Source organism: Amycolatopsis orientalis, assembly GCF_000943515.2.
Lineage (GTDB): Bacteria > Actinomycetota > Actinomycetes > Mycobacteriales > Pseudonocardiaceae > Amycolatopsis > Amycolatopsis orientalis.
The window spans coordinates 1,239,357-1,261,058 of the sequence record NZ_CP016174.1 but is presented as its reverse complement, the minus strand read 5'-3'; the positions used below and the strand labels follow the sequence as shown (position 1 = coordinate 1,261,058).

Annotated in this window: 20 protein-coding genes; 13 read left to right on the top strand and 7 right to left on the bottom strand. The window is 69.3% G+C overall.

Annotation, left to right across the window (positions count from 1 at the left end; genetic code table 11):
• Positions 1–18: 18 nt before the first annotated feature.
• Together SD37_RS06135 and SD37_RS06130 are read left to right on the top strand one after the other, a co-directional pair.
• Entirely contained in the window at positions 19–1,386 is a 1,368-nt protein-coding gene (locus SD37_RS06135) for a 3' terminal RNA ribose 2'-O-methyltransferase Hen1 (protein WP_044852229.1), read from the top strand.
• Positions 1,383–3,875, top strand: coding sequence for a polynucleotide kinase-phosphatase (locus SD37_RS06130; protein ID WP_044852228.1), 2,493 nt, complete (start codon positions 1,383–1,385; stop codon positions 3,873–3,875). The genes SD37_RS06135 and SD37_RS06130 overlap by 4 nt, the downstream gene beginning before the upstream one ends.
• A 71-nt stretch (positions 3,876–3,946) precedes the next feature.
• Here SD37_RS06130 and SD37_RS06125 read toward each other — a convergent pair whose 3' ends face one another.
• Together SD37_RS06125 and mca are read right to left on the bottom strand one after the other, a co-directional pair.
• A complete protein-coding gene (locus SD37_RS06125) occupies positions 3,947–4,309 on the bottom strand; it encodes a hypothetical protein (protein WP_044852227.1) in 363 nt (120 codons plus the stop codon).
• A complete protein-coding gene (mca, locus tag SD37_RS06120; RefSeq protein WP_065912753.1) occupies positions 4,310–5,209 on the bottom strand; it encodes a mycothiol conjugate amidase Mca in 900 nt (299 codons plus the stop codon).
• Positions 5,210–5,354: 145 nt separating this feature from the next.
• Between mca and SD37_RS06115 the strand changes: the two genes are divergently transcribed.
• From SD37_RS06115 to SD37_RS06105, 3 genes are all read left to right on the top strand, one after another.
• Entirely contained in the window at positions 5,355–5,810 is a 456-nt protein-coding gene (locus SD37_RS06115; protein WP_044852225.1) for a DUF4307 domain-containing protein, read from the top strand.
• 199 nt (positions 5,811–6,009) lie between these two features.
• Positions 6,010–6,510, top strand: coding sequence for a transcription elongation factor GreA (gene greA / locus SD37_RS06110; protein ID WP_016337198.1), 501 nt, complete (start codon positions 6,010–6,012; stop codon positions 6,508–6,510).
• An 81-nt stretch (positions 6,511–6,591) separates the two neighbouring features.
• A complete protein-coding gene (locus SD37_RS06105) occupies positions 6,592–7,395 on the top strand; it encodes an MBL fold metallo-hydrolase (RefSeq protein WP_044852224.1) in 804 nt (267 codons plus the stop codon).
• A gap of 43 nt (positions 7,396–7,438) precedes the next feature.
• Here the strand turns inward: SD37_RS06105 and SD37_RS06100 are convergent, their stop codons facing one another.
• A complete protein-coding gene (locus SD37_RS06100; protein ID WP_044852223.1) occupies positions 7,439–7,912 on the bottom strand; it encodes an Lrp/AsnC family transcriptional regulator in 474 nt (157 codons plus the stop codon).
• A gap of 122 nt (positions 7,913–8,034) precedes the next feature.
• On the opposite strand from SD37_RS06100, the gene hppD reads away from it, so the two are divergent.
• The 7 genes from hppD (at position 8,035) to SD37_RS06065 (ending at position 17,480) form a co-directional block, all read left to right on the top strand.
• Positions 8,035–9,234, top strand: a complete 1,200-nt coding sequence (gene hppD / locus SD37_RS06095) for a 4-hydroxyphenylpyruvate dioxygenase (RefSeq protein ID WP_065912752.1) — start codon at positions 8,035–8,037, stop codon at positions 9,232–9,234.
• Between the two features lie 214 nt (positions 9,235–9,448).
• Positions 9,449–9,991 (top strand): YbaB/EbfC family nucleoid-associated protein, encoded by a 543-nt coding sequence (locus SD37_RS06090; protein ID WP_044852222.1) that lies wholly within the window; start codon positions 9,449–9,451, stop codon positions 9,989–9,991.
• Between the two features lie 32 nt (positions 9,992–10,023).
• Positions 10,024–10,338 carry a type VII secretion target gene (locus SD37_RS06085; protein ID WP_037306465.1) on the top strand — a complete coding sequence of 105 codons (315 nt, stop codon included), beginning with the start codon at positions 10,024–10,026 and terminating at the stop codon, positions 10,336–10,338.
• On the top strand, positions 10,338–15,041 hold the full coding sequence (locus SD37_RS43030) for a hypothetical protein (RefSeq protein WP_044852221.1): 4,704 nt from the start codon (positions 10,338–10,340) through the stop codon (positions 15,039–15,041). The genes SD37_RS06085 and SD37_RS43030 overlap by 1 nt, the downstream gene beginning before the upstream one ends.
• A complete protein-coding gene (locus SD37_RS06075; RefSeq protein WP_044852220.1) occupies positions 15,041–15,487 on the top strand; it encodes a hypothetical protein in 447 nt (148 codons plus the stop codon). The genes SD37_RS43030 and SD37_RS06075 overlap by 1 nt, the downstream gene beginning before the upstream one ends.
• A complete protein-coding gene (locus SD37_RS06070) occupies positions 15,484–16,605 on the top strand; it encodes a TNT domain-containing protein (RefSeq protein ID WP_044852219.1) in 1,122 nt (373 codons plus the stop codon). The genes SD37_RS06075 and SD37_RS06070 overlap by 4 nt, the downstream gene beginning before the upstream one ends.
• Positions 16,606–16,616: 11 nt before the next feature.
• A complete protein-coding gene (locus tag SD37_RS06065; protein ID WP_044852218.1) occupies positions 16,617–17,480 on the top strand; it encodes a ferredoxin in 864 nt (287 codons plus the stop codon).
• Between the two features lie 141 nt (positions 17,481–17,621).
• Here SD37_RS06065 and ilvA read toward each other — a convergent pair whose 3' ends face one another.
• The gene (gene ilvA, locus SD37_RS06060) at positions 17,622–18,824 is read right to left on the bottom strand and encodes a threonine ammonia-lyase (RefSeq protein ID WP_065912751.1); all 1,203 of its coding nucleotides are present in this window, start codon (positions 18,822–18,824) and stop codon (positions 17,622–17,624) included.
• Between the two features lie 93 nt (positions 18,825–18,917).
• Between ilvA and SD37_RS06055 the strand changes: the two genes are divergently transcribed.
• Complete coding sequence (locus tag SD37_RS06055) at positions 18,918–19,199, top strand: hypothetical protein (RefSeq protein ID WP_044852216.1); 282 nt, start codon at positions 18,918–18,920, stop codon at positions 19,197–19,199.
• Between the two features lie 131 nt (positions 19,200–19,330).
• Here the strand turns inward: SD37_RS06055 and SD37_RS06050 are convergent, their stop codons facing one another.
• From SD37_RS06050 to SD37_RS06040, 3 genes are read right to left on the bottom strand one after another with little or no spacing between them, the layout of a single operon-like run.
• Positions 19,331–20,488 carry a cystathionine gamma-synthase gene (locus SD37_RS06050; protein WP_044852215.1) on the bottom strand — a complete coding sequence of 386 codons (1,158 nt, stop codon included), beginning with the start codon at positions 20,486–20,488 and terminating at the stop codon, positions 19,331–19,333.
• Positions 20,489–20,539: 51 nt separating this feature from the next.
• Positions 20,540–21,151, bottom strand: coding sequence for a hypothetical protein (locus SD37_RS06045; RefSeq protein ID WP_044852214.1), 612 nt, complete (start codon positions 21,149–21,151; stop codon positions 20,540–20,542).
• Between the two features lie 42 nt (positions 21,152–21,193).
• The gene (locus SD37_RS06040; protein WP_044852213.1) at positions 21,194–21,664 is read right to left on the bottom strand and encodes a hypothetical protein; all 471 of its coding nucleotides are present in this window, start codon (positions 21,662–21,664) and stop codon (positions 21,194–21,196) included.
• Between the last annotated feature and the right edge of the window lie 38 nt (positions 21,665–21,702).

Sequence of the window (21,702 nt, the reverse complement as noted above, 5' to 3'; positions counted from 1 at the left end):
CTGCGCGACACTCACCCGGTGCTACTGACCATGACGACCACCCGGAACCCGGCCACCGACCTCGGCTTTCTCCTGCACAAACATCCAGGGAAAGCGCAGTCGTTCCCACTCTCGGCCGGGACGGCGCACGTCTTCTACCCGGAGGCGTCGGACGAGCGCTGCACGGTCGCGCTGCTGGTCGAGATCGATCCGATCGACCTCGTGCGCGGCGGCGGGACGTCGTTGACCCAGTACGTCAACGACCGGCCGTACGCGGGTGGCTCGTATCTGGCGGTGGCGCTGCGGGCGGTCTTCACCACGGCACTGGCCGGCCGGTGCGTGAACCGGCCGGAGCTGGTCGACGAGCCCTTCTCGCTGGAGATCCGCGTGCCTTCGCTGACCGCGCGCGGTGGCGCGGAAGCCGTCCACAAGGTGTTCGAACCGCTCGGCTGGCAGGTCGAGGCGAAGCCCATCCCGCTCGACCCCGAATTCCCGCAGTGGGGTGACGCCCGCTACGTCGACCTTCGGCTGACCGGGACGCAGCGAGTCGTCGACGCGTTGCGGCATCTGTACGTCCTGCTGCCCGCGCTCGACGGGGACAAGCACTACTGGGTCGGCCAGGACGAGGCGGACAAGCTGCTGCGCGCCGGCGAGGGCTGGCTCGCCGGTCATCCGGAGCGGGACCTGATCACCAACCGGTACCTCGAACGGCGGCGCCCGATCGTCTCGTACGCGCTCGCTCAGCTGGCCGAAGCCGACGACGTCCCGGCCGAGGCCGAAGCCCGGGTCACCGAGTTGCCGGACCGGCCCGAACCGCTGGCCGTCCAGCGGCACGGGAGTGTGCTCGCAGCGCTCCGGGCGGCGGGCGCGCGGCGTGTGCTCGACCTCGGCTGCGGTGGTGGCGCGCTGCTGCGCGTGCTCCAGAAGGAGCCGTCGTTCACGGAGATCGTCGGTGTCGACGTCTCCGCGAGCGCGCTCGACATCGCGGAGAAGCGGCTGAAGGACAAATCGCGGGTGACGCTGCGGCAGTCCGCGCTGACCTACGCCGATCCGTCCTTGGCCGGATACGACGCGGCGGTGCTGATGGAGGTGATCGAACACGTCGACGAGGAGCGCCTGCCGGCGCTGGAGCACGCCGTGTTCGGTGTCGCCGCGCCTCAGACCGTGCTCGTCACCACGCCGAACGCCGAGTACAACCGGCACTTCGAATTCCTCGAAGAGGGCCGCTTCCGGCATGCCGACCACCGTTTCGAATGGACACGGGAGCAGTTCCGTTCGTGGGCCGAGGGTGTCGCGTCGCGGCGCGGCTACGACGTCCGTCACCTCCCGGTAGGACCCGTGTCCCAAGAATCAGGACCGCCGACCCAGATGGCGGTCTTCACGTCTCGAAAGGAGGCCGGGGCATGAAGCTGACCATTCCCGACATGTCCCTCGTCGTGCTCGTCGGGGCCTCCGGGTCCGGCAAGTCGACCTTCGCGCGCACGCATTTCGCGCCGACGCAGGTGCTGTCCAGTGACTACTTCCGCGGCCTGGTCGCCGACGACGAGAACGATCAGAGCGCGTCGGCCGCCGCGTTCGACGTGCTCCACTACGTCGCGGCGAAGCGGCTCGAAGCCGGCCGGGTCACCGTGATCGACGCGACGAACGTCCAGCGCGGTTCACGGGCGAGCCTGCTGAAGCTGGCGAAGGAGTACGACGTCCTTCCGACGGCGATCGTGCTGGACCTGCCGGCGAAGGTCTGCCAGGAACGCAACGAGTCCCGTCCGGACCGCGACTTCGGCGAGCACGTCATCCGCCGTCAGCGCGGCGAACTGCACCGATCGCTGAGGTCGTTGGAGCGTGAGGGTTTCCGCCGCGTGCACGTGTTGCGGAGCGAAGCCGAAATCGCCGAGGCGGAGATCGTCGTCGAGCCGCTGCGCAACGACCGCCGCGAGCTGACCGGGCCGTTCGACGTCATCGGCGACGTCCACGGTTGCCGCGAGGAACTGGAGGAACTGCTCACCGAGCTGGGTTACGTCGACGGTGTACATCCCGAAGGCCGCACCGCGGTGTTCGTCGGCGACCTCGTCGACCGCGGCCCCGACACCCCCGGTGTGCTGCGCCGCGTGATGGCGATGGCCGAGGCGGGCAGCGCGCTGGTCGTCTGCGGGAACCACGAACAGAAGCTGGTCCGCGCGCTGAACGGGCGCAAAGTCCAGGTGACGCATGGGCTCGCGGAGTCACTGGAGCAGCTTTCCGCGCAGGACGAGGACTTCCGCGCGAAGGCGCACGCCTTCTGCGAAGGGCTCATCGCGCACTACGTCCTCGACGGCGGCAAGCTCGTCGTCGCGCACGCCGGCCTGCCCGAGAAGTACCACGGACGGGCGTCGGGCCGGGTGCGGAGCACCGCCCTCTACGGCGACACCACCGGCGAGACCGACGAGTACGGCCTGCCGGTACGGCTGCCATGGGCACGCGACTACCGCGGCACCGCCATGGTCCTTTATGGACACACACCGACACTGGAACCGGAGTGGATCAACGGGACCATGTGTCTCGACACGGGCTGCGTCTTCGGCGGGAAGCTGACCGCTTTGCGGTACCCGGAACGGGAAGTCGTCTCGGTCAAGGCGAAGAAGGTCTGGTACGAACCGGCCCGCCCGCTCGAACCGGCGCGGCCGCTGGGCGGACGCGAGCCCGCGGTGCTGGAACTGGGCGACGTCACCGGTAAGCGGATCATCCAGACGCATCACCACGGCCGCGTCGGGGTTTCCGCCGAGCAGTCGGCGGCGGCCCTCGAAGTGATGAGCCGGTTCGCCGTCGACCCGCGCTGGCTGCCGTACCTGCCACCGACCATGGCGCCGTGTTCGACGTCCACTTCGGACGGTTACCTCGAACACCCTGAGGAGGCTTTCGCGGAGTTCCGCGCGGCGGGTGTCCAATCCGTCGTCTGCGAAGAAAAGCACATGGGCTCGCGCGCGGTCCTGCTCGTGTGCCGTGACGACGACGTCGCGCCCGCCCGGTTCGGGATCCAGGGTTCCGGCGCGGTGTACACCCGCACCGGGCGCCCGTTCTTCACGCCCGAACAGAACGCGCAGCTGCTCAGTGGTGTGCGCGAAGCGGCCTCAGAGCTGTTCGAGGAGCTGAACACCGGCTGGCTGCTGCTCGACGCGGAGTTGCTGCCGTGGAGCGCGAAGGCGGGTTCACTGATTTCGAGCCAGTACGCGGCTGTGGGCGCGGCGGCTCAGGCCGTGCTGCCCGCCGCCGTCGCTTCGCTGGACGCTGCCGCCACTCGCGGGATCGACGTGTCGGAGCTGCTGACGCGGACACGGCTTCGTGAGTCCACTGTGGACGCGTACCGGCAGGCCTACCGGCGTTACTGCTGGCCGACCGACGGCCTCGACGGCGTCCGGCTCGCGCCGTTCCAGGTGCTGGCGTCGGAGGGCCGGTCGTACCACGACCGGCCGCACGAGTGGCACCTCTCGCTGCTGGACCGGCTCACCGGCGACCTGTTCACGCGCACCCGGACGCTGGCCGTCGACACCACGGACCCGGCGTCGGTGGCACGCGGCGTCGAATGGTGGCTGGAGCTGACCGGCGCGGGCGGCGAGGGCATGGTCGTCAAACCGGCGGCGAACCTGACCCGCGGCGCGCGCGGGCTGGTGCAGCCGGGGGTGAAGGTGCGCGGGCGGGAGTACCTGCGGATCATCTACGGGCCCGACTACACGCTGCCGGAGAACCTCGAACGGCTTCGCAAGCGGGGGCTGGCCCGGAAGCGGGCGCTGGCGCTGCGCGAGTACGCGCTGGGGCTGGAGGCGCTGGAGCGGCTGGCGCGCGGGGAACCACTGTGGCGGGTGCACGAGTGCGTGTTCGCCGTACTGGCCCTGGAGTCGGATCCGGTCGACCCGCGGCTCTGACGCGCTTCAAGAATGTTATGAACGGGACTTTCATTGCAAAATTCGCAATGAAAGTCCCGTTCATAACACGCTCAGTCGGACTTGGCGGCCGGTTTCTCCGCCTTCGCGGCGGACTCCTCGGTAACGACCTTCTCCTCGCGCGCCCCCTCGGCAGGCGCATCCGAAGCCCCCGAAGCATCCGAAGTCTCCGAACCGGCCGAAGCCGCCGCCGGTTCGTCGAAGCTCTCCGGAAGCCGCTTCAGGTGCTTGGTCATCGACCTCACCAGCAGCGCGACGGCGATCAGGAAAAGGATCAGGATCAGAAAACCCACCGGCGACGACTTGCCGAAGTCCTCACCTTGGCCGCCGTTGTCGCCGTTGCCGGGCTGCTGCGCCAGGAACTGCGACGACACCGTCACCGGAACGACGGCGAACGCCGGCACCACGAAACTCATTCAGCCCACCTTCTCCTTCAAACCGGCGAACAGATCGTCCTCCGGCAGCGTGCTGTCCACCAATGAGCGGACCAGCTCGTACTCCTCGGTCGGCCAGACCTCGCGCTGCAGGTCGCGCGGGACGGCGAACCAGCGGCTGTTCGGGTCGATCTGGGTGGCGTGCGCCTTGAGGGCCTCGTCACGCTGCTCGAAGTAGTCGCCGCATTCGACGCGGGTGGTCACCCGCTCCATGACGTCGGCCTTCTCCGGGTCCCACGACTTCAGCCACTCCTCGTACGGCGACTCCAGGCCGCGCGCGAGCAGCGCTTCGTGGAAGATCGTCATCCTGGCGCGCGAGAAGCCGTGCACGTAGTACAGCTTCAGCGGCTGCCACGGCTCGCCCGCGTCCGGGTAGCACTCCGGCTCACCCGCGGCGTCGAAGGCGGCGACCGAGATCTCGTGCGTGCGGATGTGGTCGGGGTGCGGGTAGCCGCCGTTCTCGTCGTAGGTGACGATCACGTGCGGGCGGAACTCGCGGATGACCTTCACCAGCGCGCCGGTGGACTCCTCCAGCGGGACGACCGCGAACGAGCCCTCCGGGACCGGGGGCAGCGGGGCGCCTTCGGGCAGGCCCGAGTCGATGAAACCGAGCCAGACGTGGTTCACGCCGAGGATCTTGGCCGCGCGGGCCATCTCCTCCCGGCGGATCTCGGTCATGTTGGCCTGTACTTCGGGACGGTCCATGGCGGGGTTCAGCACGCTGCCCGCTTCGCCGCCGGTACAGGTCACGACCATGACCTCGTGTCCTTCGGCGGCGTACCTGGCCAGCGTGGCGGCGCCCTTGCTCGACTCGTCGTCAGGGTGCGCGTGCACCGCCATCAGGCGGAGGCGTGACTTCGGCGGTTCATCGGCTAACACCATGCTCCGAACGTCCCCTTCTCGTTCCGTATTCCCCTGCGACCCTGCCTGACGGCCCGCGCGGCCGGGCGCGGATACTCGAGGGGAACCACTCGCATACGGCTCCATTGTCCCTGCGAGCACGACGACACCAACCGGGAGGCCCGGGTTGAGCACGGGACAGGATGCTCCCACCGCGGAAAGCACCCGGACGGACCTGCCCGAGGGCCGCTACGGCAAGCCCCGAGCCGCGCGGCCGTCACGCTGGCGGCGCCTGGTGTTCGGCCTGGTCGCGCTGCTGGTCAGCGGCGGCATCGCCTACGTCGCGTACCTGAACTTCGGCAGCGCGCCCATCGAGGGCGAGCGCGTCTCGTTCGATGAGAAGCCGGGCGACGCGATGGAGATCACGATCAACGTGACCAGGGACGATGTGAACCGTCCCGGGGTGTGCGTCGTCCGGGTCCGGGACAAGACCGGAGCGGAAAGCGGCCGCAAAGAGGTCCTGATTCAGCCTGGTTCGAAGCACAGCAGGGTGACGACCACCATCAAGAGCATCGGAAGGCCGGTCACGGCTGATATCTTCGGGTGCTCATACGACGTACCACGGTACCTGTCAAGGCCATAGCGGCCAACGGGGTGAAACGGGCGCCCAACGCCGAGGCGCGACCGAATTCGACCGGCGGCGATACCTCGCGCCGTGTTACTCTGATCTACCGGCACGGCCCAAGACGGGCCGTGTTTTTCCTTTATCTCAGCCAGGCCGACGCGCCATGCCGGCCTGGTGGCCGGCTTGTACACCCAAGCCTGGCAGGCCCTACTAGGAGATGGTGACCGTGAGCGACACAAAGGTGACCTGGCTGACCCAGGATGCCTACGACAGGCTCAAGCAGGAACTCGACCACTACATCGAGCTCCGCCCGGTCATCGCTGCGAAGATCAACGATAGCCGGGAAGAGGGCGACCTCAAGGAGAACGGCGGCTACCACGCCGCCCGCGAAGAGCAGGGCCAGCACGAAGCCCGCATCCGCCACCTCCAGGAGCTCCTCCGTTCGGCCAAGGTGGGCGAGCCGCCCGCCAACGACGGCAGCGCGGGACCGGGCAAGGTCCTCACCGTGCGCTACGACGGTGACGACGAGGACGAGAACTTCCTCTTGGCGACCCGCGAAGAGGGCACCGAGGGTGACCTGGACGTCTACTCGCCGGAGTCGCCCCTCGGCAAGGCGCTGCTCGGCGCCAAAGAGGGCGAGACCCGTGAGTACGAGCTGCCCAACGGCAGCATCCAGAAGGTGACGCTCGTCAAGGCCGTGCCCTACACCGGCAAGTGAGCCTCCGCGCGCCCGGCCCTATATGGCCGGGCGCGCATATGAGCCATTAGCGTGACCCCCGGAGAAATCTGGAGGGAAACGATGAGTGAGCTACCGATCTGCGTCGCCTGTGGCATGCAGTACGCGGAACCCCGGTCCGACTGCCCCATCTGCGAGGACGAGCGTCAGTACGTCCCGCAGGCGGGACAACGGTGGACCGATTTGAAGACCGTACGCGAGAGCGGGACGTACACCGCGCGCGTCGAGGAGCAGGGACCCGGCCTGATCGGCGTCGGCTCCACCCCCAACTTCGCCATCGGCGAGCGGGCGCTGCTGATCAAGGCCGAATCCGGCAACTTCCTGTGGGACTGCGCGGGCTACCTCGACGACGACCTCGTCGCCAAGGTCCGTGACCTCGGCGGGATCACCGGCATCGCGATCAGCCACCCGCACTACTACACGACGATGGTCGAATGGGCCCACGCCTTCGACGTGCCCGTCTACCTGCACGAGAACGACCGGCAGTGGATCGGCAGGCAGGACCCGGCGATCAAACTGTGGAGCGGCGCGACCCTCGACGTGGCCCCCGACCTGCGGCTGCTCAACCTCGGCGTGCACTTCGACGGCGGGACCGTGCTGCACTGGCCGGGCGGGGAGAACGGCCGCGGCGCGGTGCTCGCGGGCGACATCCTGCAGGTCATCCCGGACCGCCGCTTCGTCGGCATGATGTACAGCTACCCGAACCTGATCCCGGAGCGCCCGGAGGTCGTCCGGCGCGCGGCGGAGATGCTCGAACCGTACGCGTTCGAGGCGATCTACGGCGCCTGGTGGGACGCCATCATCCGCACCGACGGGCACGCGGCCGTCCAGCGGTCGGCGAAGCGCTACCTCGCCCAGGTGCTCTGACGTGCTCGTGAGTGGTAATGACGGTTCTAACCGTCATTACCACTCACGACCGGGCCAGGCGTTCCAGCAGCGGCCGCACCCGCGGCGGAACCGGCGTCGACAACGCGATCGACGTCGACGTCCGCCGCACGTACGGCGCGCCGACCACCTCGTCGACCACCCGTTGCAGATCGTCGTTGTTGCGCGCCACCATCCGCACGAAAAGGTCGCCCTGACCGGTGGTCGCGTAGACCTCGCACACCTCGTCGATCGCCGAGAGCGCCTCCACGACCTCGGCCCGGCGGCCCTGCGCGATCTCGAGGACGGCGAACGCGGTGAGGCCGTACCCCATCGCCGCGAGGTCCAGTTCGGGCGGGAAACCGCCGAGGATCCCGCGTTCGGTCAGCCGGTCGAGGCGGGCCTGCACGGTGCCCCGCGCGACGCCGAGACGGCGCGCGCATTCGAGCACGCCGAGCCGTGGCGAGTCGGTGAGCAACAGCAGCAGCCGCGCGTCCAGCGCGTCGAGCGTTTCCGGCATCGCCCCTACCTCCTACACAGTTTGTCCACTATGACAGCACCGGCCCCGCCATCACTGGACATAGTGTGCAGCAAAATCTTTGACCATTGCACATTTTGTCCCGTGCTCGGATGCTTCTGGGCATGACGCACACAGTGGAACCCCAGGGTGCTCTTGACGACGTGAGCTACGACCAGCTGCGTCAGCTCGTCGGCCTCGTCGACCACGACTCTTCGACCGACCCCTTCCCGGTGAAGTCGATGGACGCGGTGGTGTTCATCGCGGGCAACGCCACGCAGACCGCGTGGTTCTACCAGGTCGCGTTCGGCATGCAGCTCGTCGCGTACTCGGGCCCGGAGACCGGGAACTTCGACCGCAAGTCGTTCGTGCTGAAGTCCGGCTCGGCCCGCTTCGTGATCACCGGCGGCGTCAAGCCCGACTCCCCGCTGCTGGACCACCACCGCCGTCACGGTGACGGCGTCATCGACCTCGCGCTCGAGGTCGCCGACGTCGACCGGTGCATCGACCACGCCCGCGCGCAGGGCGCCACCGTCCTCGAGGAGCCGCACGACGTCTCCGACGAGCACGGCACCGTGCGCGTCGCCGCGATCGCGACCTACGGCGAGCCCCGCCACACGCTGATCGACCGGTCGAAGTACACGGGCGTCTACCTGCCCGGCTACGAGCCGCGCGAGAGCAAGATCGTCCGCCCCGAGGGCGCGCCGAAGCGGCTGTTCCAGGCCGTCGACCACTGCGTCGGGAACGTCGAACTCGGCAAGATGGACTACTGGGTCGACTGGTACCACCGCGTCATGGGCTTCGTGAACATGGCGGAGTTCGTCGGCGACGACATCGCGACCGAGTACTCGGCGCTGATGAGCAAGGTGGTCTCCAACGGCAACCACCGCGTCAAGTTCCCGCTCAACGAGCCGGCGATCGCGAAGAAGAAGTCGCAGATCGACGAGTACCTCGAGTTCTACGGCGGCGCGGGCTGCCAGCACATCGCGCTGGCCACGAACGACATCGTCGCCACGGTGAAGGCGATGCGCGCGGCGGGCGTCGAGTTCCTCGACACCCCGGACTCCTACTACGACGACCCGGAGCTGCGCGCGCGGATCGGCGAGGTCCGGGTGCCGATCGAGAAGCTCAAGGAGCACCGCATCCTGGTCGACCGCGACGAGGACGGCTACCTGCTGCAGATCTTCACCAAGCCGATCGGCGACCGCCCGACGGTGTTCTACGAGCTCATCGAGCGGCACGGTTCGCTCGGCTTCGGCAAGGGCAACTTCAAAGCCCTGTTCGAGGCCATCGAGCGTGAGCAGGAGCGTCGCGGCAACCTCTGACCCCGGCAGTTCGCAGGCGCGAAAGGGCTCTTCATCGCACTTGGTGCGGTGAAGGGCCCTTTCGCTACGTGAGCGGCCCGACTTTGTCGGCGCGGGGTGGTACACCGGACACGGCCTAAAATGGCCGACGAAAATCTCAACGCTCACCGGAACCGGTGGCGTCTTCGGACCGTCAGTGTGAAGACGTCAGCATGCAGCTTGTGGAAGGGTCCCGATGCCGGACAACGTCGACGCCAGCGAACAGATGGTGGACAACTGGACGAAGCAGATCCAGGAGACCGCCGCGCGCTATCAGGCGATGGCGGCGCGCATGCAGGGGCAGACCGTGACGGAGCGGTCGAAGGACAACACCATCGAAGTGACGATCGACTCGAAGGGTCTGCTCACGAACCTGGTCATCTCCGAAGCCGCGAGCGGCAAGCGGATGGCCGAGGTCTCGTCGCAGGTCATGCGGCTCGTCCAGCTCGCGCAGTCGAAGATCCCCGAACTGCTGCAGCAGGCGATGGCCGAAACGGTCGGCACCGGCGACGAGACGGCGAGCCGGGTGATCGCGGAAGCCCAGAGCACCTTCCCCGAAGCGCCGCCGGAGGAGGACATCGCCCCGCCGGAGCCCGAGCGGCACCACCGCTTCGGCCCGGAGGAGGAAGAGCCCCCGCCGCCCGCGTCGGCCACACCGCCGCAGCCGAAGCCGATCCCGCGGCGCCGCCGCACGCAGGACGACGACGAGGACGATTTCGGCGGCAGCATTCTTTCTTAGCCGTACATCCGGCCGGGTAGAGGGGAGACACCATGGCAGGCAAGGGTTACGAGCTCGGCTCCGACCTCGACGCGCACGCCAAGCAGATCGACGGCATCGCCGACGGCCTGCGGACGGCGGTCGACGCCGCACAGCAGGTGAGCATGCCGACCGACGCGTACGGCATCATCTGCCAGCCGTTCCGGATGATGCTCGACCCGGTCGAGCAGTTCGGCATCGACGCGCTGAACAAGGCGGTCGAGGCCGCGACGGCGGTGGCGAACAACGTGCGGTCGGCGTCCAACGCCTATCACGCGCAGGACGAGAACTTCGCCGCGGAACTCAAGAACGTGCAGGTGCCTGACTGATGCCCGAGGGGAATCCGCTCGTCGCGAAGGCGCCGACGGACGGCGACGGCCCGGGGCCGCTGACGGCCGGGAACAGCGAATACGGCTACGCGGCGGGAATCGGCGTCGCCGAGTCGGCCATGGACGCCTTCAACGGCATCTCGAACGGCGACTGGGTGGGCGGCGGGCTCGGCGTGCTGAGCCTCGCCGGCGAGATCGCCAGTGCCGCGATCGACCCGTTCGGCTACCTCATGTCCTCGGTCGCGTCGTTCCTGATGGAGCACATGCAGCCACTGAAGGACATGCTGGACGCGGTGGCAGGCGATCCGCCGGTGATCCAGTCGTACTCCGAGACCTGGGGCAACGTCGCCAAGAAGCTGGAAGACACCCAGGTCGAGTTCTCGAACACGGTCAAGAACGGCACCTCCGGCTGGACCGGCGAGGCCGGCGACCAGTACCGCAAGCAGGCCGCGGAACAGGCCGAGGCGATCAGCGCGGCGGCGACGGTCGCGGGCGGGATCAGCACCGTCGTGATGATCTTCGGCGAGATCGTCGCGTTCGTCCGCGAGTTCATCCGCCAGCTGATCGCGGACGCGGTCGGCAAGCTCATCGCGTGGGTCATGGAGACGGTGTTCTCCCTCGGCTTCGGCACGCCCGTCGTGGTCGCGCAGGCCGTCACCGCGATCGCCAAGTGGGCCGCGAAGATCGCCGACAAACTCAAGGAACTGTGCGACGCGATGCGGCGGGTCTCGCCGCTGCTCGGCAAGCTGGTCGACGTCTTCGAGAAGATCATCAAGATCTTCGGCAAGATCGCGGGCAAGGTGACCGGCCTCGACGCGCTCAACCCCAAGAACATCAAGGCGGGCGGGTTCGTCCAGCGTGGCGGCCGCGGCGGCGGCTCCGGCGGGCCCGACGGCGGCGGCACGGGTTCGGGGAACGGCCCGGACGGCGACGGCTCCCACGGTTCTGGCGACGGTTCCGACGGCTCCAACGGCTCCGATGGCGACTCCGGCCGCTCGGGCGATTCCGGCTCCGGCGATTCGGGGTCGAACGGCTCGAACGGTTCCGGCGGCTCTCGCCCGGGTGATTCCGGCAGCGATTCCCCGTCGAGCACCGCCCGCGGTGGCGACGGGGGCGGCTCACCGTCCACAAGGGACAGTGGCGGTTCCCCGTCCCGCTCGGACGGCGGATCTCCCGGTCGCACAGGCGATGGCGACACACCGTCCACTTCGGACGGCAACCTCGGCAGGGCGCCGGACGGCGGCGGTTCGTCACCGCGGTCCGACGGCGGATCCCCTACCCACACCGGCGATGGCGGCTCCCCCAGTGCCGCCCGCGCCGACGCGCCCGCCCCGCACACCCGCACCGACGGCGGCTCGCCGAGCCCGGCCCGTGCCGACAGCGGCCCGGCGCCGCAGACCCGGACCGACACCGGCGGGTCGCCGAGCCACACCCCGGACGGTGGTTCCCCGGCACCGCATACGCGCACGGACACCGGCGGGTCGCCGGGCCACACCCCCGATGGCGGCTCCCCAGCCCCGCACACACGCACCGACACCAGCGGTTCGCCCACCCACACCCCGGACAGCGGCTCCCCAGCCCCGCACACACGCTCGGACACCGGCGGTTCCCCCAGCCACACCCCCGATGGCGGCTCACCGGCACCGCACACGCGCACGGACACCGGTGGGTCGCCCAGCCACACCGGCGACGGCGGTGTTCCGCCCCGGACACACGGCGGTGACGGCGGCGGGACGCCCACCCCGCGGTCCGACCCGTCGCCCGGCCACCACGCCGGCAACGACGGCGGCAGCCCCACCCGCCCGACCGACAGCGGCACCACGACCAGCGGTACCGCGCCCACGGCGCCGCGCCTCGGCGACGCCGGTCCGTCACACGTGCCTTCGCAGCGCGGTGGCCCCGGGGGCGACAGTTCGCCCGGTGTCCCGTCGCAGGGTCAGCCGGTGGCCGGCGGCATGCCGCCCCAGGGCGCTCCTGGCGGCGGTACTCCCGGCGGCACCCCGGGTTCGCCCGGCAGCAGGCCGCCGGGCGGTGGCTGGACGGGTACGCCCGGTTCGCCGCGCACCCCGGACACGCACGCCCCGCGCACTCCCGACACCAACACCGGCCCCAGCCGGGGTCCCGGTCAGACCGGTCCCGGCGGGCGGCCGAACCAGCCGCATCAGCCGCAGCCGGTGGCCCGTGGCAACGACTTCGGCCCCGGCGCGCAGCCGCACACCGGCACACCGGGCACGCACGGCCCCGGCTCCCGGCCCGGCGGCACCGGTCCCGGCAACACCGGGCCGGGCGGCCGCGGCCCCGGTGGCCACTCGGGGCCGCCGCATTCGCCGGACGGTCACGGTCCCGACGGGCACGGCCCGCGCCAGGACCCGAACGGTCATCCCGACGGCTCACCGCACGACCGCGGCCCCGACGACGGCCAACCGGACCGCCCGCTGACCCCGGACGAGGTCAACCAGCGGCATTCCGAGAGCACCCCCGCGGGCAGCTCGTACCACCGCGGCGACCCCGACATGGGCGACCTGCCGCACCGCGTCCAGCCGGACCCGGACGGCCGCTACACCGTCGACGTGCACGTCACCCCGGACGGGCACGCCCGGATCGGCAACCGCACCTACACCCCCGAGGAATTCGCGGACATCCTGCGCCGGAACGGCGATTACGACGGCCGTCCCATCAGGCTGATCGGCTGTGACGCGGGCTCGAACGACTTCGCGCGCCGTCTGTCGCGGGAACTCGACACCGAGGTCATGGCGCCGAGCAGGCCGGCGTGGACCGACTCGAACGGACGCGTCTTCTCGTCCGACTACGAGATCGGCCCCGACGGCCGCACCCGTCCCCGGATTCCTCCGAACGGCGAATGGGACATCCACAGCCCCGACGGCACCGCCCGCCGGGCGAGCGACGACGGTTTCACCCCGGACACCTCGCACGCGGACAAGCAGGACGTCGACGCCGACAGCGCCCGCAGCCGCGGCGACGGCGACGAACCGCCGGACCGGGACGCCGACACGTCGACCAGCGGTCAGGGCAACCAGCCGCAGCACCCGAACCGCAATCCCGAATCTCGTCAGCAGGAACAGGACCTGCTCGACCCCGACCGGCAACGGGAACGCCGCCAGAATCCGCAGCGGGTCACGGACTTCACCCCGCAGTCCTCGGGCGATCCGATCCCGGTCCGGCCGAACGACCCGCCCCCCGGCGCGCCCCGTGCGCCACGCGCGCACGAGCCGTTCCCCGGCAACCAGCGGCTCGAGCCGAACCGGAGCTACGAGGTCCGCGACGCCGACGGGAACCCGCGCGGGACGTATCACACCGACGGCACCGGCCGAGTCACGCATATCGACACCAGCCAGCCGAACGTGCCGCACCGGATGCCGGACGGTTCACCGAATCCCGACTACCGGGCGAACCCGGATCTGCTGCACGCGCAGCCGAACACGACCTACCGGGTCGAGATCGACGGCGAGCACCAGGTCTTCCGCACCGGCGACAACGGGATCCCTGAGCCCGCCGTCCGGTTCCACCGGCCGGACTTCCCGGCCGACAGGCACGTCGACATCGGCCCGGATCATCCGGGCTCGCCCACCCCGCCGCGACCCGGCCAGCCGTTCGTCGCCCGCACCGACCTGCAGGAGAACACCGCCTACCGGGTGCACGACAGCAACGGCGACTACCGGGGCACCTACTACACCGACGGCAACGGCAGGGTCCGCTGGGCGGAGGTCGAATCCGGCCGGATCGCGCGGACGAACCCCGATCTCGCCAACATGCCGAGGGCCGACATCGGCGAGGTCCGGCTGGTGCAGCGGATCGACCCCGACGCGGAGACTCCGCCCGGTGTACGCAATCCGCAGGACTTCGAAGGTTCGACCAGGCGGGACGTCACCCTCGACAAGAACAAGTCGTTCTTCGACGACCACACGCCGCCGTTGGAACCGAATTCGCGCTACGTCGTGGAGAGCGAGTACAAGGACGGCGACAAGACCGTCACGAGGCAGCGCGCGGTCTACTGGACCGACGAACACGGCAACATCCGGCTCGCCGAGACCTACCAGCCGCACCATCCGGACCTGAACTACCCGAAGCCGAACATGGTCTACAACGTCGACGGCGGGCGGTTCGTGTACGAGACGGGGCCGGAGGTCGGCAACCGCCACACCAGCCGGTCCTACGACACCGACACGGTCGCGCACACGAGCCACGACTTGGAACGCGCGGACAAGCACGAGATCGACCGCCGGGACGAGTCCTCGCAGAAACGCGGTGGCGGCGTCGAAGGCAAGGAACCGGAGCTGGACGCCGACGGCAACCCGACCGGCCGCAACATCAACAAATACGACGGCGGGCATATCGCGGGCAACCAGTTCCGCGGTCCCGGCGAGTTGCTCAACATGCTCGGCCAATGGCGCGCACAGAACCAGGGTCTGCACTCCGCCGGTGACGCGCACTGGTACGCCTTCGAAAGCGATCTGTCCGACTTCCTCGACCCGAAGAAACACACCGACGGCGCGACGCGGAGCATCGAGCAGGTCGACACGTTCGCGCTGCGCGCCGACGGCGACCGGGCGCCGCACACGTTGCAGGTGCGGTGGGTGGAGAATGTGACCGACGCGGACGGGAACGTCGTCCGCACCGTGCGCATCCGGAGTTTCCCGAATGTGCCACCTAGCGCAGGCTCAGGAGCAGGGGGCGGTACGTGATGGCGATCGACGCCACGCAACGGCAGGAGCTGACGAACGAGGTGGGCATCGCCCTCCTCGACGCGGCACCCGAAGGCTGGCGGCGCATCGACCTGATGTGCCTGGCCAACATCGACGTGCACGACCTGGCGCTGACGGTCCTGATGAACGACGGGTCCAACCCGGCCGTGCTGATTCCCGAGGAAGTACGCCAGAGCCTGCTCCGGCTGCGCGAAGGCATGCACGAGCCGGACAAAGGCACCTGGTTCTCCGCGCGGGTGATCCTCGACCCGCCGGGAACGATCTACGTCAAGTACAACTACGACTGGGATCCCTTGTGGAATCCGTCGATCGCGACCGAAGGCTGGGCACGTGACCTCGAAGCGTTCCCGCGCGACGAGCAGCACATCCCGGACTGGCTGAAGGCGAAGCTGGCCGAAGCGGAAACCGCGGAGGAGAACCGATGACCGCCGCGCAGGAACCGTTCGGCGCCAAGGAACAGGACCGGATCTGGAGCCTGGTCTCCAATCTGGTGACCAACTTCTGCCCGGCGGACTGGTCACAGGTGATGATCACCTACCGCGCCGTCGGCGATTACACGGAACTGTCGGTGATGGTCCGGCGGGCCACCGACGGCGGGTTGAACCGGTGGACGCCGCGCCCGGAACTGGCACGGTTGCTCGCCGAGCTGCGGACCGGGATGTACCGGCCGGGCCGGGGAACGTGGAACGAGGCCACCGCGCACGTCTACCTCGATTCGCGGATCGAGTCGGGTTACGTCTGGGATCAGGAACCGACGTGGGACGGCGAGCCGTCCACGGCGGCGTTCGTGCGTGAACTGGCCGACTTCCCGCGCGACGCGGGAATGGTGCCGGACTGGCTGGCGGAGCGCGCGGGCCGGGCGGCGGTCGCGACCCTCGCCGGGGAGTCCGACGCGGACACCGCGGCCAAGGAGGCGCTGGCCGCCGCCGATCAGGCCGCCGTCGAACTGGAACTGGACCCCGCGCGTTACCGCATCGGCGAGATCGCGGACGGCGCCTGGTGCCTGGTGCCCGAGGGCGGTCGCTGGTCGGTCTTCTGGGCACAGGGCGAGGACCGCGTCGCGCGAACCGACTTCGCCACCGCGTGGGAAGCCGCGCGGTACTTCACCGGACACCTCTACCTGAACCGGTCCGCGTTCCGGGACGAACTGCCACCGGATGCCAAGCGGCCGACGTCGGCCTGGCCGATCCAGCCGATGAGCGACGACGGCGGACTCTCGCTGTACGAAGGAAAACGGCTGGTGACCCTGCCGCCGGGGACCGAGATGGACCGCTACGGCGATCCGTCGGGCAACACGTTGTTCGCCGCCCGCACCGAGTTCACCCACCGGTCGCACAAGGCCGAGCGGGCACAGCGCGAATACCACCTGTACCGGCTGGTCGAGCCGGTCCGCGCGATCACCGGCACCGCCGTGCCCTGGTACGAACAGGCCGGTGGCGGTACGGCGTACGTCCTCGCCCGTTCGGTCGCGGATCTGCTCGCCGACGGCTCCCTCGTGGAGCTCGAGCAGGCGACCACGCAGCCCCCGCCGCCGCAGGTCTGAGGGGAGTGCCGATGACCGCACCAGGACCGCTCACCCCGGAACAGCAGCACCAGATCATCGCCCAGATCGGCAACGGCCTCGCCTCGATGGCCCCGGCGGGCTGGCGGCGGCTGCGGACCGAACACCGGGCCGTCGGCAGGCATCTCGAGACCGACGTCCTCGTCACCGGGCCGGACGGCGTGACCTATTCCCTCGCGCCGCCGCCGGAACTGATCCAGCTCCTCGGCACCCTGCGGTCCGGGATGTACCAGCCCGGTCAGGGCACCTGGCTCAGGGCGACGCTCACCTTCGACCCCGTGCAGGGCACATCCGTCGATTTCGCCCTCGACCAGGAGCCGGCCTGGCGGCGGCCCCCGCCGCCGATCGGCTTCCAGGACGAACTCCGGTTCTTCCCGCGCGCCGAGCAGTACATCCCGTCCTGGTTCAGGCAACGAGCAGGCCTGGAACCCGCCCAGCCTGCCGAGCCCTTGGTGGCGACCCCGCCCGCGGAGGCACCGGAGGCCTTGAAGTCCCCGCGTGTCTACGACGGACTCGACGAATCGGGCCGTCCCGTGGTGGATCGCGAGCCGCTGTCCCCCGCCGAGCGGGACCGCGTGCTTGAGTACCTCGACGGCGCGCCGGTCGTGCTGGCGTCACGGACCTACGACGCCGACGCCTTCGAACCGGACCGGGAACCGTTGGTACCGCTGAACTTCCGCACGGACGGCCGATGGTACTGGCCGGGCGCGGTCGCCTACTATCTGCGCGAGCACGACGTGGCGCCCGATCCCGAACTGCTCACCCACATCCGGGCGCTGCGGTTCACCTTGCCGGAGGTCGGCGAACCCGAACGCGAACTCGCGGTCGCCGCCATCACCGGCCAACCGTCCAGTTAGGACCTGCCGCCTGTCCGTCAACTGGCGCTTGGCACGCGCGCCGTCCTTGGGACAGGACTCGCGCGTGTTATGAACGGGACTTTCATTGCAAATTTTGCAATGAAAGTCCCGTTCATAACACGTCACCCCTCACACTCGCGCTCAGACGACCGTCCAGCCCGCCTTCTGCAGCGCCTCCGCCACCTCGGTGCAATGCGAAGGACCGCGGGTCTCCAGCGCGAGCGAGATCTCGACCTCACCCAGCGCGAGACTCCCCGAAACCCGCGAGTGCTCGACGTCCAGCACATTCGCGCCCAGTTCGCTGACCTTTGAGAGCACCGAAGCCAGCGAACCCGGCCTGTCCGGCACCCGGAGCCGAAGTTTCAGATAGCGGCCGCCCGCGGTCATCCCGTGGCGGACGATCTGGAGCAGCAGCACCGGGTCGACGTTGCCGCCCGAAAGGATCGCCACGATCGGCGGGGCGAAGGCGCCCGGATGTTGCATCAGCGCCGCGACTCCGGCCGCGCCCGCCGGTTCGACGACCAGTTTCCGCCGTTCCAGGCAAAGCAGCACCGCCCGCGAAAGCGATTCCTCGGTCACCGTCACGATCTCGTCGACCAGTCCGGCGACGTGCGCATAGCTGACCGGTCCCGGTTCACCGACGGCGATCCCGTCGGCCATGGTGTGCATCTCGCGTAGCCGGACCGGCGCGCCCGCGGCCAGCGACGGCGGATACGCGGCGGCCTCTTCGGCTTGGACACCGATGATCCGCACATCCGGGCGGAGCGCCTTCACCGCCGACGCGACGCCGCCGACGAGCCCGCCTCCTCCGGTCGAGACCAGTACCGTCCGCACACCGGGAACCTGATCGAGGATCTCCAGCCCGACCGTGCCCTGTCCGGCGATGATGTCCACGTGGTCGAAAGGGTGGATGAACACCGCCCCGGTGCGCTCACCGAACGCGATCGCCTCGGCCAGGGTCTCCTCCAACACCTCTCCGTGCAGATGGACGTCGGCGCCGTAGCCCCGGGTGGCGGCGAGTTTCGGCAGCGGTGCGCGCTGCGGCATGAAGACCGTCGCCTTCGTGCCGAGCAGCGCCGACGCGAGCGCGACGCCCTGCGCGTGATTGCCCGCGCTCGCCGCGACCACCCCGCGGGCGCGTTCCTCGGCGGACAGGCCGTGGATCCGGGTGTACGCGCCGCGGATCTTGAACGAACCGGTGCGCTGGAGGTTCTCGCATTTGAGATGGACCGGGCCGCCATGGAGCTTCCGGAGATCTCTGGCGTGCTCCATCGGAGTCACGCGTGTCACGCCTTCCAGCAGCTCACGGGCCGCCCGGACCTTCTCGACGTCGACCAGTTCCATGACCGGATGATGCCAGCTGACGGATACGTCACGTGACAAGTTCACTGTCCGGGTACTCTTGACGACAGCGGCGAAGGCGATCAGGGAGTGCGCATGGCACGGGGGAACATCGGCAGGGTCCGGGCGACCCGTTCCGCCGGGATGCTGCCGGTCGTGCTGGCCCTCACCTCGGCCGCGCTGCTGACCGGCGCCGCCGTCTACACCGTCGATCGCGCCGGCTGCGTGGATCCGGGCCAGTACATCCGGCACGACAACCACATCGAACTCGTCGGCGGCTGCGTCGACGGTTCCGAACTGCCCGTCGCGCCGCAGGGGACCTCGCACGAAGCCGATTCGCAGCTCGACGGCGTTCAGCCCAGCAACTACCGCCCCTGACCGGGCACTTCTCCTCGCGACACCACGCTGACCTGCAAAAAGAGAGCAAGGGACCTTTGCTGTCACTTAGTTAGCATGGGTACGCTAACGATAGCAAAGGTCCCTTGCTCCCCTCCTGGGCTCGGCGGCGGTCAGCCCAGGGCTTTGGCCAGATCGTCGATCAGGTCACTGCCGTCCTCGATGCCGACGGACAGGCGCAGCAGGTTGTCCGGCACCTCCAGGGTGGACCCGGCGGTGCTCGCGTGCGTCATCCGGCCCGGGTGCTCGATGAGCGATTCGATACCGCCCAGCGACTCGGCGAGGATGAACAGCTTCGTCTTCGACGCCACGTCGAGAGCGGCCTGCTCCCCGTCGACGTGGGTGAACGAGATCATCCCGCCGAAGCGCCGCATCTGCTTCGAAGCGACCTCGTGACCCGGGTGCTCCGGCAGGCCCGGGTAGTAGACGTGCTCGACCTTCGGGTGCTTCAGCAGCATCCGGGCGATCAGTTCGGCGTTGTCGCTGTGCCGTTCCATCCGCAGCGCGAGCGTCTTGATCCCGCGCAGGGTCAGCCACGCGTCGAACGGGCCGGGCACCGCGCCTGCCGCGTTGCGCAGGTAGAACAGCTGCTCGCGCAGTTCGTCCTCGTTGGTCAGGATCGCGCCGCCGACGACGTCGGAGTGCCCGCCGAGGTACTTCGTCGTCGAGTGCAGGACGACGTCGGCACCCAGCGAAAGCGGGTTCTGCAGGTACGGGGTGGCGAAGGTGTTGTCGACGACCAGACGGGCGCCGGCGCCGTGCGCGACCTCGGCCAGCGCGGCGATGTCGGCGATCCCCAGCATCGGGTTCGTCGGCGACTCGCACCAGATCAGCTTCGTCTCCGGCCGGATCGCGGCGCGGACCTCGGCGATGTTCCCGAGATCGGCGACCGTGTGCTCGACGCCCCACAGGCTGAGCACCTTGTCGATCAGCCGGAACGTGCCGCCGTACGCGTCGTTGCCGAGCACGAGGTGGTCACCGGGGCGCAGGGTCGCCCGCAGCAGGACGTCGCTGGCCGCCATTCCCGACGCGTACGCCAGCCCATGCCGGGCGCCTTCGAGTGCCGCCAGCGCGACTTCCAGCGCGGTCCGTGTGGGGTTCGCGGTACGGGAGTACTCGTAGTCGCCCTCGCGCGTACCGCCGACGCCGTCCTGCGCGTAGGTCGACGTCTGGTAGATCGGCACGATGACCGCGCCGGTCCGGGGATCAGGGGTCTGCCCGGCGTGGATCGCGCGCGTCTCGAAGCCCAGCAGAGAGTAGTCGTCGGCCATACGGTCCAGGGTACGACCACCACCTCGAGATCCCATCGTCTGGGATGGAACTCACCACTGCCCGGGTGGCGGACCCGGCTGGTGCGGCGGCGGATGACCGGGTGGCGGGTATCCGCCCGGCGGCTGGGGATAGCCGAAGTTCTGCGGCGGCGTGAACACCGCGGGCTGCTTCCCGGCCGCCAGCCAGCGCCCCGTCGGCGGGATCAGCGCCAGCACGATGGTCGCGATCGCCGGGATCAGCAACTGGACGATCAGCCCGAGGAATCCGTAGACGACCGCGACTCCTCCGTACGCATAGACGATGTCCGCCCCACTCGCGCGCAGGATGATCGAGACGATCCCGAAGAAGATTCCCGCGCCCGCGCCGATCACGACGAGCATGCGCCCGGTGCTCTTGCGCCGGAGCAACAGGATCCCGCCGATCAACAGGAGCACCCCGACGGCGAGGTCGAGGATCCCGCCGACGATCAAGTACGGCCGCACCCGGTTGAACAGCAGGATGATCATCCAGACGAGACCGGACAAGAACCACACGCCGCCGAGGATCGCGAGGATCCCCGCGATGACGCCGGTGGCACCGTTCGGTTTCCGCGCCATTCCCGGCGGCGGATAGCCGCCGGGTGGCGGATAAGCGCCTTGCGGCGGGTATTGCTGGAACGTCATCGCTCCCCCTGTCGAGATCCTCGCCCCATCCTGTCAGCCTCGCTACCAGCCGGGAAGCCGATCCTGCTTGGGCGGCTCCTCGTCCTCACGCCGTTTCCCCTCCAGCCAGTCCGAAGTCGGCCGGATCACCGACAGCACCAGAGCGGAGACCGCGGTCGCGAACACCATGAACGCGACGACGTCGTCCTTGACGAGCGGCTGCCCGTCCACCGTGGCGAAGAAGTAGGTCTGGATCTCGCCGTTCGCGAGAACGGAGACCGCGAGCGCGAGGGCCGTCCCGGCGACGATGAGGACGCGACCGAGAGGTTTCCGCAGGAGCAACAGGACACCGCCCACGAACAAGGTCACCGCCAGCACCCCGTTCCAGGCCGCCCCCACGAAGTACGGCGGTGACGCCTCGAGCAACGCGAGTTGCACGCCAAAGGCGCCCGCTTCGGACAGACAGCGCATGCCACAAAGGAAAGCGAGGACGGCCGCGCCGATCGCGGTCGCCGAAGACTGGTTCTGGCTCATGGAACTCCCCCAGGTCGAGCCGAGTCCGGAAGCCTCAG